General features: G+C 70.8%; 15 protein-coding genes. 9 read left to right on the forward strand and 6 right to left on the reverse strand.

The features are described from left to right. Positions 1-12: 12 nt before the first annotated feature. The 3 genes from ppk1 to BM272_RS02885 all read right to left on the reverse strand — a co-directional run bounded on the left by ppk1 (position 13) and on the right by BM272_RS02885 (position 3,770). The gene (gene ppk1 / locus BM272_RS02875; protein ID WP_093427225.1) at positions 13-2,094 is read right to left on the reverse strand and encodes a polyphosphate kinase 1; all 2,082 of its coding nucleotides are present in this window, start codon (positions 2,092-2,094) and stop codon (positions 13-15) included. A 174-nt stretch (positions 2,095-2,268) separates the two neighbouring features. Next, on the reverse strand, positions 2,269-2,715 hold the full coding sequence (locus tag BM272_RS02880) for a nuclear transport factor 2 family protein (protein ID WP_093427226.1): 447 nt from the start codon (positions 2,713-2,715) through the stop codon (positions 2,269-2,271). Between the two features lie 311 nt (positions 2,716-3,026). Beyond that, positions 3,027-3,770, reverse strand: a complete 744-nt coding sequence (locus BM272_RS02885) for an SDR family NAD(P)-dependent oxidoreductase (RefSeq protein ID WP_093427227.1) — start codon at positions 3,768-3,770, stop codon at positions 3,027-3,029. A gap of 143 nt (positions 3,771-3,913) precedes the next feature. On the opposite strand from BM272_RS02885, the gene BM272_RS02890 reads away from it, so the two are divergent. Both BM272_RS02890 and BM272_RS02895 read left to right on the forward strand, forming a co-directional pair. Next, complete coding sequence (locus tag BM272_RS02890; protein ID WP_093427228.1) at positions 3,914-4,867, forward strand: MerR family transcriptional regulator; 954 nt, start codon at positions 3,914-3,916, stop codon at positions 4,865-4,867. Then, positions 4,864-6,291, forward strand: a complete 1,428-nt coding sequence (locus BM272_RS02895; RefSeq protein ID WP_240307985.1) for a cryptochrome/photolyase family protein — start codon at positions 4,864-4,866, stop codon at positions 6,289-6,291. The genes BM272_RS02890 and BM272_RS02895 overlap by 4 nt, the downstream gene beginning before the upstream one ends. Here the strand turns inward: BM272_RS02895 and BM272_RS02900 are convergent. Further along, on the reverse strand, positions 6,281-7,033 hold the full coding sequence (locus BM272_RS02900; RefSeq protein ID WP_159433005.1) for a competence/damage-inducible protein A: 753 nt from the start codon (positions 7,031-7,033) through the stop codon (positions 6,281-6,283). The genes BM272_RS02895 and BM272_RS02900 overlap by 11 nt on opposite strands. A 79-nt stretch (positions 7,034-7,112) precedes the next feature. Between BM272_RS02900 and BM272_RS02905 the strand changes: the two genes are divergently transcribed. Genes BM272_RS02905 through BM272_RS02935 form a run of 7 tightly spaced genes read left to right on the forward strand, consistent with a single transcriptional unit; the run spans position 7,113 to position 13,560 of the window. Beyond that, the gene (locus tag BM272_RS02905; protein WP_093427229.1) at positions 7,113-8,462 is read left to right on the forward strand and encodes an NAD(P)/FAD-dependent oxidoreductase; all 1,350 of its coding nucleotides are present in this window, start codon (positions 7,113-7,115) and stop codon (positions 8,460-8,462) included. Beyond that, complete coding sequence (locus BM272_RS02910) at positions 8,459-9,223, forward strand: DUF1365 domain-containing protein (protein ID WP_093427230.1); 765 nt, start codon at positions 8,459-8,461, stop codon at positions 9,221-9,223. The genes BM272_RS02905 and BM272_RS02910 overlap by 4 nt, the downstream gene beginning before the upstream one ends. Further along, entirely contained in the window at positions 9,224-10,438 is a 1,215-nt protein-coding gene (locus tag BM272_RS02915) for an SAM-dependent methyltransferase (protein ID WP_093427231.1), read from the forward strand. Next, positions 10,431-11,807 carry an MFS transporter gene (locus tag BM272_RS02920; protein ID WP_093427232.1) on the forward strand — a complete coding sequence of 459 codons (1,377 nt, stop codon included), beginning with the start codon at positions 10,431-10,433 and terminating at the stop codon, positions 11,805-11,807. Before BM272_RS02915 ends, BM272_RS02920 begins: the two co-directional genes overlap by 8 nt. Before the next feature lie 4 nt (positions 11,808-11,811). Next, positions 11,812-12,285 carry a DUF3833 domain-containing protein gene (locus BM272_RS02925; protein ID WP_240307986.1) on the forward strand — a complete coding sequence of 158 codons (474 nt, stop codon included), beginning with the start codon at positions 11,812-11,814 and terminating at the stop codon, positions 12,283-12,285. Beyond that, on the forward strand, positions 12,285-12,860 hold the full coding sequence (locus BM272_RS02930) for a chalcone isomerase family protein (RefSeq protein ID WP_093427234.1): 576 nt from the start codon (positions 12,285-12,287) through the stop codon (positions 12,858-12,860). The genes BM272_RS02925 and BM272_RS02930 overlap by 1 nt, the downstream gene beginning before the upstream one ends. A gap of 7 nt (positions 12,861-12,867) precedes the next feature. Next, complete coding sequence (locus BM272_RS02935) at positions 12,868-13,560, forward strand: SDR family NAD(P)-dependent oxidoreductase (RefSeq protein ID WP_399348693.1); 693 nt, start codon at positions 12,868-12,870, stop codon at positions 13,558-13,560. 3 nt (positions 13,561-13,563) lie between these two features. On the opposite strand, the gene glk is transcribed toward BM272_RS02935, so the two are convergent. Together glk and pgl are read right to left on the reverse strand one after the other, a co-directional pair. Then, on the reverse strand, positions 13,564-14,550 hold the full coding sequence (gene glk, locus BM272_RS02940) for a glucokinase (RefSeq protein WP_093427236.1): 987 nt from the start codon (positions 14,548-14,550) through the stop codon (positions 13,564-13,566). A 2-nt stretch (positions 14,551-14,552) separates the two neighbouring features. Then, positions 14,553-15,260, reverse strand: coding sequence for a 6-phosphogluconolactonase (pgl, locus tag BM272_RS02945; protein WP_093427237.1), 708 nt, complete (start codon positions 15,258-15,260; stop codon positions 14,553-14,555). Positions 15,261-15,357 lie beyond the last annotated feature (97 nt).

Genomic DNA, 15,357 nt, shown 5'->3' on the forward strand with positions numbered 1-15,357 from the left:
GGCGCTCCGGCTTCAGCTCTTCTCCGCCAGAGACTCCAGCAGGTGGCGCTGGGCGGAGAAGGGCTCCTCGCCCGGGGCGGGCTCGGCGCGCCGATAGATCCCGTCGGACTGGAGGATCCAGGCCTGGGTATTGTCGGCCAGGTAGGTCTCCAGCTCGGCGATGACCCGCCGGCGCAGGGCCGGGTCCTGGAAGGGGAAGCAGGTCTCCACCCGACGGAAGAAGTTGCGCTCCATCCAGTCGGCCGATGAGCCAAAGACCTCGGGATCCCCGCCGTTCTCGAAGTAGAAGACCCGGGTGTGCTCCAGAAAGCGGCCGATGATGGAGCGGACCTCGATGTTCTCGGAGATCCCCGCCAGACCGGGGCGCAGGCTGCACATCCCGCGTACCACGAGCCGGATCTCCACCCCCGCGCGCGAGGCGGCATAGAGGGCCTGGATGATTCGCGGCTCCACCAGCGAGTTGACCTTGGCGAGGATCCGCGCCGGCCGCCCGGCCCGGGCATTCCCGGCCTCGCGCTCCACCCGTTCGATGAGCGCCTCGTGCAGGGTGAAGGGCGACTGCAGCAGTTCCTTGAGCTGCGGCGCCCGACCCAGGCTGGTGAGCTGTAGGAAGAGGTGGTGGACGTCGTCGCCGATGGCGCGATCGCAGGTCAGCAGGCCGTAATCGGTATACAGCCGCGCGGTCCGGACGTGGTAGTTGCCGGTGCCCAGGTGGACGTAGTGGCGCAGCCGGTTGTTCTCGCGGCGGACCACCAGGACCATCTTGGCGTGGGTCTTGTAGCCCACCACGCCGTAGACCACGTGGGCGCCGGCCTCCTGCAGGCGATTGGCCAGGGCGATGTTCTCCGCCTCGTCGAAGCGGGCGCGGAGCTCCACCACCACGGTGACCTCCTTGCCCGAACGGGCGGCATCCACCAGCGCATCCACCACCGCGGACTCGGGACCGGTGCGGTAGAGGGTCTGCTTGATGGCCAGGACCTGCGGATCGGCGGCTGCCTGGCGCAGGAAGTCCACCACCGGCGCGAAGGACTCGAAGGGGTGGTGGAGGAGGATATCCGCCTGGCGCAGGGTGGCGAAGATATCCTCCTGCTGCACCAGGTGCCGGGGCTGCGACGGCGTGAAGGGGGCAAACTTCAGCTCCGGCCGATCCACCAGCTCGTGCATGGCCATGAGGCGGTTGAGGTTCACCGGGCCGTTGACCTGGTAGACGGCCGTCTCCGGCAGCTCGAACTTCTCCCGCAGGTAGTCCGCCATCTCCGGGGGCGCATTGTCCGCCATCTCCAGCCGGACGGCGTCGCCGTAGCGCCGCGAGGCCAGCTCCCCCTCCACGGCGAGCAGGAGGTCGTCCACCTCCTCGGTATCCACGAAGAGATCGGAATTGCGGGTGACGCGGAACTGGTAGCAGCCGCTCACCTGCATGCCGGGGAAGAGGTCGGCCACGTAGGCGTGGATCACCGAGGAGAGGAAGACGAAATCGTGGGGCCCGCTGCCCGTGGCCTCCGGCGGCAGCCGGATGAGCCGGGGCAGCGCCCGGGGCGCCTGGACCACCGCCACACCGGAGCTGCGACCGAAGGCGTCCTTGCCCTCCAGCGAGACCAGGAAGTTCAGGCTCTTGTTGAGGATTCGCGGGAAGGGGTGGGCCGGGTCCAGCCCCAGCGGGCTGATGACCGGCGCTAGCTCCGATTCAAAGTATTCCCGCAGCCACCGCTCCTGCTCCCGCGTCCAGTCGCCGCGCCGGATGAAGCGGATGGACTCCGCCTCCAGCGCCGGCAGCAGCTCCTCGTTGAGGGTCCGGTACTGCTGGTCCACCAGGTCGTGAGCAGTCTCGCTGATGGCGCGCAATGCCTCGGCGGGGGCGAGATTGTCCGGCCCGGTGGCCATGGAGCCCAGCTCCGCCTTCTGCACCAGCCCCGCGGCCCGGACCTCGAAGAACTCGTCCAGGTTGGTGGAGGAGATGCAGAGGAACTTGAGCCGCTCCAGGAGGGGGTTCTCCGGGTCGCGCGCCTGCTCCAGGACACGCCGGTTGAACTCCAGGAGGCTGAGTTCACGGTTGATGTAGAGGTCGGGGTGTCGGAGGTCGGCGTCGTCAGCCATTGGGTGATTCCGTCTAGTGGTGAATTCGAGCGCGACAGGCGTCCACTCTACCGCCAGCCACACCGGTTTCAAGCGACTCTGCCGCCCGGCCCTCGAGGAGACCGCAACCCGGGCCGCCGGTTCCCGCTTCGGCCGGGCGGCTCCTGCATTGGCGGCCGCCGTGGTCCGTCGCCCTCAATCGGCGGCAAGCCGCCGGCGGACCCAGCGCAGGACGGTGCCGAGGAGCGGCAATCGCTCATAGATACCCGCCGCCGGATCCCAGTAGTCGATGTGTTCGACGATCCGGCCATCCTCGCCCAGGGCCAGCCGGGAGACCCCCTCCACCGACCAGGGCGCCTTCGCCCTCCCCGGGGTAAAGGTGAAGTCCCAGCGCACATAGAGCAGCGGCGCCGCCCCGATTACCTCCTGGACGGTGAACCGGGCATCCGGCGCCTGCTCGAACATGTCGGCAAAGATCCGGCGGATGGCGGCGATCCCGACGACCTCGTTGAAGGGATCGCGGAACCGGGCCTCCTCGTCGTAGATCCGATTCAGTTGTTCCAGGCCGGCGGGGGTCAGGCCCTCGAAGAAGGTACGTATCGCCTCCCCCTCCTCCGCTCTGGCCGGACCCTGTTGCGACATCAATACCCCCTCGGCGGGACTGGCGACCCCCCGGTCGTACCAGGGCGGCCCTCAGGCTCCCACGGCCCTGTTACATCCGGATGTAACTTCTCCACAGAAACTGTGGATAACTCTGTGGAGACTGCGTGGGAACAGCCCTCCAGCCCCCGCCATTCCGGAACTGTGCTCGAACTGGTCACTCTGTAGCCACCCATTTTATCTATCTGATATTGTTACTCTTTTTGCAAATCCTTGATTCGCCGTTGAACAGCTCTGCGGGAGCAGGTCAAGGCCTTCCGGCGATCCCCCGACCTGTTAACAAAAGCCCCCGCTCAACCCCTGTTCATGCGCCCTGTCAAGGCCAGATAGAGCCGGATCGGCAGGCAGCGCAGGATCTTCATTACGCGGGTGAACCGCTTGGGAAAGTGGATCTCGAACCCCCGCCCCATCAGGCCCGCTACCAGCGCCCTGGCTGCCTCCTCCGGCTCCATGAGCGCCGGCATGTGGAAGGTATTCTTCGCCGTCAGCGGCGTCCGGATGAAGCCGGGATTCACCACGCGCAGGCGCAGGCCCCGGGCGCGGAACTCAGGCTCCAGGGACTCGGCCATGCTGTTCACCGCCGCCTTGCTGGCACCGTAAGGCGCCGCCCGGGGCAGCCCTCGATAGCCGGCCACACTGGCGGTGAGCACCACCTGCCCGCCAGCGGCCATGCGCCCGAGTACCGCCTGAATGCCGTGGACCACGCCGAGATAGTTCACCTCCATGATCCGGCGGAACAGGGCCGCGTCGAACTCCTCCAGGGTCATGGGCTGATAGTCACCGGCATTGAACAGCGCCAGGTCCAGGGGCCCCATCTCCTCGGCGATGGCCGCGGCCGTGGCCTCCATGGCCGCCGGGTCGGTGACGTCCACCGGGTAGGGATGGATGGTGCCGGCCGGGGCATCGGCGGCCAGCGCCTCCAGCCGCCCGCGATCCCGGCCACTGACTGCCAGGCGCCAGCCCTGCCGCGCCAGGCGCAGGGCGGTCTCGCGGCCCAGCCCCGAACCGGCACCCGTGATCCAGCCGAGCTCCGCCATGGTCCTGCCCTCCCTTCCGAGCGATTCGCCGGTCAATTCGTGAACGGCTTCTTGTACTGGAAGAGTAGCAATTATGGCATCATTTACTATACATACCTTGTACGTCACCCCATTCACGAACCGATCGGGCCGCGGAGCATCCCATGTCCCAGGACGAACCCGGCAAGGCGCCGGCACGCGACGATGAAGGGCTCTACCCCATTCGCACGGTGGCCAGCCTCACCGGCGTGAACCCCATCACCCTGCGTGCATGGGAGCGTCGCTACGGTCTTATCCGCCCGCATCGGACGGAGAAGGGCCATCGGCTCTACACCCAGGCCGACATCGACCTCATCAATCAGGTCGTCCAGCTCCTGGAGCAGGGGATCCCCATCAGCCGGGTCCGCCACCGGCTGGAGCAGTCCACCGTCCCCGCCGAGAACGGCGAGGCTCCGGACAGTGACCCGTGGCACCTCTTCCGGCTGCGCATGCACCACGCCGTCAGCCGCTTCGACGAGGCGGCGGTGGACGCCACCTACAACGAGGCCCTGGCCCTCTACCCTATCGATACGGTCACACGCCGCCTGCTCATGCCACTGCTGCGGGAGCTCGGCGAGATCTGGCAGCAGCGCGACAGCGGCATCGCCGAAGAGCACTTCTTCGCCACCTACCTGCGCAACAAGCTCGGGGCCCGCTTCCACCATCAGACCCAGGGCAACGACGGCCCCCGACTGGTGGCCGCCTGCCTGCCCGAGGAGCGCCACGAGCTGGGGCTCATGCTCTTCGCCCTGTCGGCGGCGGCGCGCAACTACCGCGCCGTGATGTTCGGGGCCGACATCCCGCTGAGCCAGGTTGCCCTGGCGGGCCAGCGGGTGGAGGGCGCCGTGGGGGTCATCCTCTCCAGCTCCGTCTCGCCCAGCCGCTCGGTCCTGGAGACCGAGCTGCCGGCCCTGGTAGCGGCCATGGAGATCCCGGTCTTCGTCGGCGGCGAGACCGCCGTCCGCCAGCACGATGCCCTGGTGCGCGCCGGGGCGATCCCCCTGGGCAACGAGATTCCGGCTGCCCTGCGGCGACTGGAGGAGCATCTGGCCAGCGACTCCCAAGAGACGGTGGATTGACGGACGATATCGCCCTCCTCTGGCTCCGCCACGACCTGCGTCTGGCGGACAATCCCGCGCTGGCCGCGGCTGCTGGCTACCGCCGCCTCATCCCGTTGTACATCGTCGAGGAGCCCGCCCCGCGACCCGATGGCGCGGCCGGCCGCTGGTGGCTGGAGCAGAGCCTGGACGCCCTCCACCAGGAGCTGACCCGCCTGGGCTCCGGACTGGTCTGCCGGCAGGGGGACCCGGAACGGATCCTGTCCGGGCTGGCCGCCGAGCACGGGGCCGATGTCTACTGGAACCGCCGCTACGGCCCCGAGCGGGCCCGGGACAAGCGGATCAAGGAGGCCCTGCGCGAGGCCGGCCACACCGCCCGCAGCTACCCGGGTAACCTGCTGTTCGAGCCCTGGACGGTGGCCACCGGCAGCGGGACGCCCTATCGGGTCTACACCCCCTACTGGAAGGCGGTTCGCCCGCGGCTCGGCGAGGTCGCCCCGCAACCGGCCCCGGCGGAACTCCCTCCCCTCCCGGCGGGCCTCGAAGCGGATGGCGCCCCCGCCGTAGCCGACCGGCACCCCTGGACGGCCAAGCTGGACGACCACTGGGTCCCCGGTGAGAGCGGCGCCCGCAGCCGGCTCTGCGCCTTCGCCGGCGCCCCCATGGCCGACTATCCCGAGAGCCGGGAGCGGCCCGCGCTGCTGGAGGGGACCTCGCGGCTCTCGCCCCACCTCCACTTCGGCGAGGTCTCGCCGCGCCAGGTCACGGCGGTGGCCCTGGCCTGCATCGAGGAGGGCCACCACCGCGACGGCATCGAGACCTTCCTCCAGGAGCTGGTCTGGCGGGAGTTCGCCCACCACATCCTGTTCCACTACCCGGCCACCGCCGACGAACCCATGGACCCGCGCTTTGCCGACTTCCCCTGGCGCGATGCCCCGGAGGACCTTGCCGCCTGGCAACGCGGCGAGACCGGCATCCCCCTGGTGGATGCCGGCATGCGGGAGCTCTGGGCCACCGGCTGGATGCACAATCGGGTACGGATGGTGGTCGCCTCCCTGCTGACCAAGAATCTGCTGCTGCCCTGGCAGCGCGGCGCCGAGTGGTTCGAGGACACCCTGGTGGACGCCGATCTCGCCAGCAATCGCCTGGGCTGGCAGTGGGCCGCCGGCTCCGGGGCCGATGCCGCCCCCTACTTCCGCGTCTTCAACCCGGTCCGCCAGGCCGAGCGCTTCGACCCCGACGGCGAGTACATCGCCCGCTGGGTCCCCGAGCTGGCCCCGCTACCGGCCCGATGGCGGCGGCAGCCCTGGGCCACCCCGAGCGGCACGGCGCGGGAGGCCGGCTTCACGCCGGGAGTGACCTACCCCCACCCGCGGGTGGACCTCAAGTCCTCCCGGGAGCGGGCCCTCGCCGCCTGGCACCAGCTACCGGCCTTCAATCGCTAGCCTCCGCCGGCCCCTCCAGCGGCTCCCAGCGCCCACCGCGCTCGGCCACTGCGGCCAGTAGCGCCTCCAGCGCCGCGGACTCGCCACCGCGGCCGCGACAGCCCAGCTCGATGCCGGCGCCACCGGTACTCGGCAGGCTGTAGGCGCGCACCCCGGGATGATTCGCGCGTACCGCATCCATGGGCCCGACCAGTTCGCTCTCTCCCACCCCGAAGACCCGCACGGCCACCACTCGCTCCGGCTCACCGGCCGGGAAGTCCCGAGCGAGAATGGCGTCCACCATGGGCCAGGCCATCTCCGGGAAGCCGGGCAAGAAGTAGTGGTCATCCAGGCGGAAGCCGGGGATACCGTTGTACGGGTTGGGCTCCAGGTCGGCCCCCTCGGGCCACTGCGCCATGCGGATCCGGTTGGGCCGGACCGCCTCGCCGAAGCGCGCCTCCAGCTGGGCCGCTGCCTCGGGATGGTCCACCAGCGACCGCCCCCAGGCCGCCGCGGCCGCCGGCCGGGTGAGGTCATCCGGGGTCGCGCCGATCCCGCCGCAGACGAAGGTCGGCCGTTCGGAGGCCCGGGTGCGCTCCAGGGTTGCCCGGAGCGGCTCGGGTTCATCCCCCACCACCACGGCCTCGACCAGGGTATGACCGGCAGCGGCAACCGCGGCCCCGATGTGGGCCACGTGGCCGTCCACCCGCCGCCCGGCCAGGATCTCGTCGCCCACCACCACCAGCCCGAAAGAGATCGTCATGGATCCACCTTTGCACTTGCGCTTTTGAAAAACCGATACAATAATTATACGAAACTTGTACGTGAGCCGGGAGAGGCGCATGGAAGGCAAGAACATCGCCGTCATTGGTGGCGGCATCTCGGGGCTCGGTTCAGCCTGGCTGCTCCAGCGCCACCACAGTGTAACGCTGTACGAGCGTAATGCAGTCGCCGGCGGCCACACCCACACCGTGGACGCCCCCTCCGCCTCCGGCCCGGTGCCGGTGGATACCGGCTTCATCGTCTACAACGAGCGGAACTACCCCCATCTTACCGGGCTGTTCGCCACCCTGGGGATCGAGACCCGGCCATCGGAGATGTCCTTCTCCGCCTCGGTGGACGGCGGCCGGCTGGAGTACGCCGGCAGCGGCCTCGCTACCCTCTTCGCCCAGCGGCGCAACCTGCTCCGCCCGCGTTTCTGGGGCATGCTGCGGGATATCCTGCGCTTCAACCGCCAGGGTCGCGCCATCCTCGCCATCGCCGACGGCCGCGGTCGCAGCCTGGGTGAATTCCTTGCAGAGAACGGCTATGGCAGCACCTTCCGGGACTACTACCTTCTACCCATGGCCGCCGCTATCTGGTCCTGCCCGGTGAGAACCATGCTCGACTTCCCCCTGGTGAGCTTCCTGCGCTTCTTCGACAACCACGGGCTGCTCCAGCTCGGCGACCGTCCCCAGTGGCGGACGGTGGTTGGCGGCGGCCGCACCTACGTCGAGCGCATCCTCACCGACCTCCGGGAGCGGCAGGGGGATGCAGCGGTCCAGACCGGCGATCCGGTGGTCCGGGTGGAGCGGGATGCCGAGGGGGTCACCCTGGTCACCGCCAATGGCTACCACCGCCGTCATGACGAGGTGGTCCTGGCCGGCCACGCCGACGAGATGCTGCACCTTCTCGCCGATCCCTCGGCCAGTGAGAGCGCCCTGCTCGGCAGCTTCCGCTACCAGCCCAACCACGCCGTCCTGCACGGCGACCCGGCGCTGATGCCGCGTCGGCGGGCCGTCTGGTCCGCCTGGAACTACCTGGCGGACGGCACCAGCGCCGGCACCGAACGCGTCTCGGTGACCTACTGGATGAACTGCCTGCAGGGGCTCGAGTCGGCGGACCGCGACCTCTTCGTCAGCCTCAATCCGTTGCAGGAGCCGGACCCGGAGCAGGTCATCGCCCGGCGCGACTGGGACCACCCGGTCTTCGACCAGCCGGCCATGGAGGCCCAGGGCGGCATCGCCGGGCTCCAGGGGATCCATCGTACCTGGTACGCCGGGGCCTGGCTGGGCTACGGCTTCCACGAGGACGGCCTGCGCTCCGCCGTGGAGGTCGCCCGCGGCCTCGGAGTGGAGCCGCCCTGGACCCCGAGCCACGCCGAATCCCCGGTGGAGGAACCGCTGCCCATGGGCCAGCCGGAGGTCACATGACCGACGCGGACCGAATCCTCCACAGCCAGGTCATGCACCGGCGCACGGGCGCCGTCCGGTACCGCTTCGTCTACCGGATCTTCAGCCTCCTGGTGGATGTGGACCGGCTAAACGAACTCGACCGCCGGCTGCGCCTGTTCGGGCACAACCGCTTCCGCCTGCTGAGCCTGTACGACCGCGATTTCGGCCCCGGCGACGGCAGTCCCCTGCGCCCCTGGCTGGAGGGCCACCTGGCCGAACACGGCATCGACCTGGAGGGCGGTCCCGTCCGGCTGCTGGCCATGCCGCGGGTCCTGGGCTACCAGTTCAACCCCCTCTCGGTCTGGTACGCCTACCACCGCGACGGCACCCTGCGCGCCGTCCTCGGCGAGGTCCACAACACCTTCGGCGACCGCCACGGCTACCTGCTCCACGACGAGGGCCGCCCCCTGCCCGATCCGGTCCGGCAGTCGAAGGTGAAGGTCTTCCACGTCTCCCCCTTCATCGGCATGGACTGCGAGTACCACTTCCGCCTGACCCATCCGGGGGACGAGGTGGCGGTGGTCATCCGCCAGACCGAGGGGGGCGAACACCGGCTCACCGCCACCCAGACGGGGACCACGGCGCCGCTCACCGACCGCACCCTGGCGGCGGCGGCCCTGCGCCTTCCCCTGGTCACGCTCAAGGTCATCACCCTGATCCACTGGTGGGCCCTGCGGATCTGGTGGTCCGGAGGCCGCTTTCACCGCCGCCCCGCGCCCCCCGAGAAGGAGGTTACCTGAATGGATGCCGAACAGCTCCGCCCCCTGGAGGCCGGTCCCGGCCTCGCCCTGCGCCCCTGGTCCTGGCTCCTCCGGGGCCTGCACGTCGGTCGCCTGCGGGTGGACGGAGCCGGCGGGCGCGGCTTCACCGCCACCGGCGCCGAGGCCGGACCGGAGGCACAGATCCTCCTCCATCGCCCCCTCAATCTTCTGAACCGGGTGATGCGCCGCGGAGCCATGGGCTTCGCCGAGGGCTACATGGCCGGGGAGTGGGAATCCAGCGACCTCACCACCCTTCTCACCCTGGCCGCCCGCAACGAGGCGGCCCTGGGACGGGCCAGTGAGGGTGGTCGGCTGGCGCGCTGGCGGGAGACCCTGAGCCATCGCACCCGGGCCAACACCCGGCGGGGGAGTCGGCGCAACATCGCCGCCCACTACGACCTGGGCAACGACTTCTACCGCCTCTGGCTCGATCCCACCATGACCTACTCCGCCGCCCTCTACGCCCCGGGGGAGGACAACCTGGCGGCGGCCCAGCGCCACAAGTACCAGCGCCTGCTGAGGCAGCTGGACGCCCGCCCCGGCGACCACATCCTCGAGATCGGCTGCGGCTGGGGCGGCTTCGCCCTGGAGGCGGCGCGCTGCGGCTACCGCGTCACCGGCATCACCCTCTCCCGGGAGCAGCTCGCCTGGGCCCGGCGGCGGGTGGCCGAGGCCGGCCTCAGTGACCGCGTGGACCTCCAGCTGCGCGACTACCGCGACCTGGAGGGGGCCTGGGACCACGTCGTCTCCATCGAGATGTTCGAGGCGGTGGGCGAAGCCTGGTGGCCGACCTTCTTCGGGACCGTGGGCCGCTGCCTGCGCCCCGGCGGGCGGGCGGCGCTGCAGGTCATCACCATCGACGAGTCGGTCTTCGACGATTACCGACGCGGTGCCGACTTCATCCAGCGCTACATCTTCCCCGGTGGCATGCTGCCCAGTATCACCGCCTTCCGGGAGCGGGCCGGCGAGGCGGGCCTGCGGGTGAGCAGCCTGGACCGCTTCGGCCACGACTACGCCCGCACACTGCAGTCCTGGCACCGGCGCTTCCTGGACGTCCTGCCCCGGGTCCGGGAGCAGGGCTTTGATGACCGCTTCATCCGCATGTGGCGCTACTACCTGAGCTACTGCACCGCCGGCTTCCAGACCGGCCGCATCGACCTCATTCAGACCACCCTGGAACACCCGGATGGCTGAGCGGCTCCCCCGGGGACAGCTCCTCGCCTACGGCCTGCCGGGGCTCCCCCTGGCGGTGCTGGGGTTGCCGCTCTACGTCTACCTCCCCGGCTTCTACGCCGAGGAGGTGGGGCTGGGGCTCACCCTCACCGGCGCCCTGCTGCTCATCGCCCGGATCTGGGACATGGTCACCGACCCCGTCGTCGGCAGCCTCGGCGACCGCCTGCACCTGCCCCTGGGACGGCGGCGCGGCCTCATGCTGCTGGGTGCCCCGCTACTGCTCATCGCGGCGACGGCCCTGTTCCTGCCACCGGCTGATGCGGGCGGCGGCCATCTACTGCTCTGGAGCCTGCTCATCTACCTGGGCTGGACCCTGGTGACCCTGCCCTACACCGCCTGGGGGGCCGAGCTCTCCGACGACTACGACGAGCGCTCTCGGATCACCGGGATCCGCGAGGGGGCCGTGGTCCTGGGGACCCTGGTGGCCGCCCTGCTGCCGCCGCTGCTCGGGCGCGACGAGCCGGGGCAGGCCCTGGCCGTCCTTACCACCTTCCTGTGGCTGGCCGTGCCCCTCACCGTGGGGCTGGCGCTGTGGCGGGTCCCCGAGCCGGTGACCAGCGGCGAGCCCATCCCCTGGCGTGAGGGGCTGACACTCCTGCGGGGGAACCGGCCCTTCTTCCGGCTCCTGCTGGCCTACGCCGCCAACGGGACCGCCAACGCCCTGCCGGCGACCCTCTTCCTGCTCTTTGTCGAGCACATCATCCAGCGGCCGGACTGGACCGGCACCCTCCTCGGCCTCTACTTCGTCGCCGGGATCGCCGGGCTTCCCCTGTGGCTGGCCCTGGCCCGCCGCTGGGGCAAGCACCGCACCTGGGCCGCCTCCATGCTCTGGGCCGCGGCCATCTTTGCCACCGTGCCGCTGCTCGGTGCGGGGGACCTGGTCGCCTTCAGCCTCATCGTCGTCCTCTCCGGCCTGAGCCTGGGGGTGGACATGGCCCTGCCCGCCTCCATCCAGGCCGACGTGGTGGACGAGGATACCGCCGCCGGCGGCGGCGGCCGGGCGGGGCTCTTCTTCGGCCTCTGGGGCATGGCGACCAAGCTCGCCCTGGCCCTGGCGGTGGGCATCGCCTTCCCGCTGCTGGACCTGGCCGGCTTCGACGGCCCCGCCGGCGAGGGTCTGCTCGCCCTGGCCCTGCTCTACGGCGGTCTGCCGGTGATCATCAAGATCACCGCCGTGGCCCTGGTCTGGGACTTCCCCGTGGACCGGACGAGACAACACCAACTGCAAGGGAGCATCCACCATGAAACGGACCCATCGACGCCCGGGCATCCTGGCTCGGATCCGGGGGGCCTCGATCCTCGGCCTGACCCTGCTTCTGGCCGGCTGTAGCAGCATGGACATCAACGACTTCCGCGACACCCAGCCGGAGCTGGACATCCACGACTACTTCCAGGGGGAGCTGCGCGCCTGGGGCATCGTGGAGAACCGCTCCGGCGTGGCCACCCGCCAGTTCACCGTGGACATGGTGGGTCGCCTGGAGGGGGACACCCTGGTCCTGGAGGAGGACTTCGAGTACGCCGACGGCGAGACCGACCGCCGCGTCTGGCGGATCCGCAAGGAGGGCGAGCACCGTTACGTGGGCACCGCCGGGGACGTCATCGGCGAGGCGCGCGGCGAGGCGCGCGGCCGGGCCTTCCACTGGGAGTACAAGGTGGACCTGAAGGTGGGCGACTCCACCTACCGCGTGGCCTTCGACGACTGGATGTACCGCCAGGAGGACGACGTGGTCATCAACCGCGCCACCATCACCAAGTGGGGCTTCGAGGTGGCCCGGGTCACCGTGGTCTTCCAGAAGAGGGACTCTTGATGAGCACCCGGCGCATCGGCCTGGCCGGCCTGCTCCTGGCCCTCGCCCTCCTGCCGTTCGGCCCCGCCGCCGCGGAGGAGGTCAAGGTCAAGGACATCACCTTCGCCACCGAACGGGGCGACCTGGCCCTGCGCGGGGCCGGGATCCTCACCTACCGGCTGGTCTTCGACGTCTACGCCGCGGCCCTCTACCTGCCTCCGGAGGCCGCCTCATCGGCGGTCCTGGCCACGGAGACGCCCAAGCGGTTGGAGCTGGCCTACCGCTACGAGATCGAGCAGGAGGACTTCGCCCGGGCCGCCTGGACCGTGCTCTCCGAGCAGTACGAACCCGCGGTGCTGGAGGCGCTGAAACCGAGCGTCGAGGCCCTCCACGACGCCTTCACCGCCGTGGAACCCGGCGACCGCTACGCCCTCATCTGGGAACCGGGGGCCGAGGCACCCCTGCGCCTGACCCTCAACGGCGAGACCCGCTATCGCGGCGACAATGCCGACCTGGCCCGCGCCTACTTCGGGATCTGGCTCTCCGCCAACGAACCCATCGACGCCGGGCTGCGCCGGAAGCTGCTGGATGAGTGATCTCTCGTTGCCCTCGCTTCCCGAGGGCTACCGGGCCGTGGTGGTCGGGGCTAGCGGCGGCCTGGGGGCGGCCTTCCTGGAGCGGCTGGTCACCGACTCGCGCTGCGGCGAGGCCATCGGCCTGGCCCGGGACTCCGACCCGCCGCTGGAACTCACCGACGAGGCGACCATCGCGGCCGCTGCCGAGGCGGTGGGCGGACCGGTGGACTGTCTCATCGTGGCCACGGGGGCGCTGACCCTGGACGGCCACGGGCCGGAGAAGGCCCTGAACCGCCTGGACCCGGCCGTGCTGGCCCGCCAGTTCGCCATCAACGCCACCGGGCCGGCCCTGGTACTCAAGCACTTCGCCCCGCTCCTGCCGCGCCGGGGCCGCTCCATCGCCGCGGCCCTCTCCGCCCGGGTGGGCTCCATCGGCGACAACCAGACCGGCGGCTGGTACAGCTACCGGGCCGCCAAGGCGGCGCTGAACCAGCTCTGGCATACCGCCGCCCTGGAGATCCGGCGCCGCCACCCGGAGGCCATCCTGGCCACCCTCCAGCCGGGTACGGTGGATACCGACCTCACCGCCCCCTACCGGGGCAACCGCCCGGCCCTCTCCCCGCGCGCGGCCGCTGCCCTCCTCCTGGAGACCCTGGACGGCCTGGAACCGACCGACAGCGGCGGCTTCTTCGACTTCGCCGGGAACGCCCTTCCCTGGTAACCCTCACTGGCCGGCAGCCCGCCGGGCAGCGCCCAGGAGGCCGACGCGGGGCTCGGTGACCACGTGGACCGGGAGGCGGGTGGCCAGGGGGGTCATGGGGCCCTTGTCGTTGAAGGCCTCCACGAAGGCAGGCTCCCGCAGCGCCGGCAACAGTCGGGGCGGGATCCCGCCGGCGAGGAAGAGGCCACCGGTGGCGGCGGTCTCCAGCCCCCAGTCGCCGGCGATGGCGCCCAGCAGCTCGGCAAAGGTCGCCACGGTGGCCGTGGCCAGGGGATCCTCGCCGGCCAGCCCGGCGCGACCCAGGATGGCGGCGGGATCCTCGTCGCCATCGGCCAGGGCGGCGGCCACCTCCGGCCCCGGCGCGATGCCCTCCCTCTCCCGAAGATAGGCGGCGATACGCGCCAGCCCGGGACCGGAGAGCAGGTCCTCGCGACATACCCGGCCCAGCCGCTCCCGCCACCAGGCGACCAGGGCCACCTCCCGCTCGGTACGCGGGGCCAGGCCGGCGTGCCCTCCCTCGCTGGGGACCACGGCATGGCCGTCGCCGCAGGGAACCAGCGCACCCTGACCCAGACCGGTCCCTGGCCCCAGGTAGCCGATGGTGCCACCGGGGTCGCGCTCCCCGGTCTGCAGGGTCGCGTACTGCCCCGGACCCAGGGCCGGCAGCCCCTCGCCAACCCCGACGAAATCGTTGATCAGGGTCACCCGTTCCAGACCCAGTTCGCCGGCCAGACGCCCCTCCTCCAGGGTCCAGGGGAGGTTGGTGATCCGGGCCCGGCCGCCATGGACCGGCCCCGCCACGGCGAAGCAGGCGCGCGCCGGGGCACCGGGGACGCCGTCGGGAAAGGCGGCGCGCACCGCCGGGGCCAGGTCGGGATGGTCGCCGCTGGGGACCCGCTCTTCGGCCACCGGCTCCACCCGGTCGCCGTCGACCTCGGCCACCAGGAAGCGGCAGTGGGTGCCGCCGATGTCTCCGGCCAGAACCCGCATGGTCAGCCCTCCCCCGCCGCGGCGCGGTCGAGCAGGATCCGGTACTCCCCCGCCGGCGCCAGCCGCGCCGCCGGGGCGCTGGCATCCCCGGACCGGAGCCGCGCCACCGCCCCGGCCTTCTCCGCCCCCGTGGCCAGGAGCCACACCCGGCGCGCCGCGTTGATGGCGGGATAGGTCAGGGTCAGCCGCCACGCCCGCAGTTTCGGGGCATAGTTGGCAACAACGCTGCGATGCGCCTCGTGGAGGGCGCAGGAGCCGGGGAAGAGCGAGGCGGTATGGCCGTCGGCCCCCAGCCCCAGCAGTACCAGGTCGAATATTGGCCAGCCGGCGGTATCCCGGGGCGCCCATCGGCTCAGCTCCCGCCGGTAGGCCGCGGCATCGTGGCGGATGGTGGTCACCGCCGGCCGCATGGGGTGGACCTGTCCCGGGGGAATGGGCACGTGGTCCAGTAGCGCCTCCCGGCTCATGCATTCGTTGGAGTCGGGATCATCCGGCGGCACGGCGCGCTCGTCCCCGAACCAGATGTGGAGGCGGTTCCAGGGCAGGTCCATCCCTGCCAGGCGGCGATAGAGCCGTTCCGGCGTGCGCCCCCCGGCCAGCGCCAGGTGGAAGGGGCCGTCACTCCCCTCCAGCAACTGGGCCAGGTCCGCGGCGGCGGTGGCCGCCACCGCCTCGGCATCGGTCTCGGTTCGCCATTGCGGCTGCGTCATTCCGGCCTCCCGGATGCTTGCACGATTCCCCGTTCCCAGTGTGCGCCAGGCGCCCGGCGCTTGCTATATTGAAACCGAACCCCAACGGAGGTCGGAG

It is taken from the genome of Thiohalospira halophila DSM 15071 (genome assembly GCF_900112605.1).
Lineage (GTDB): Bacteria > Pseudomonadota > Gammaproteobacteria > Thiohalospirales > Thiohalospiraceae > Thiohalospira > Thiohalospira halophila.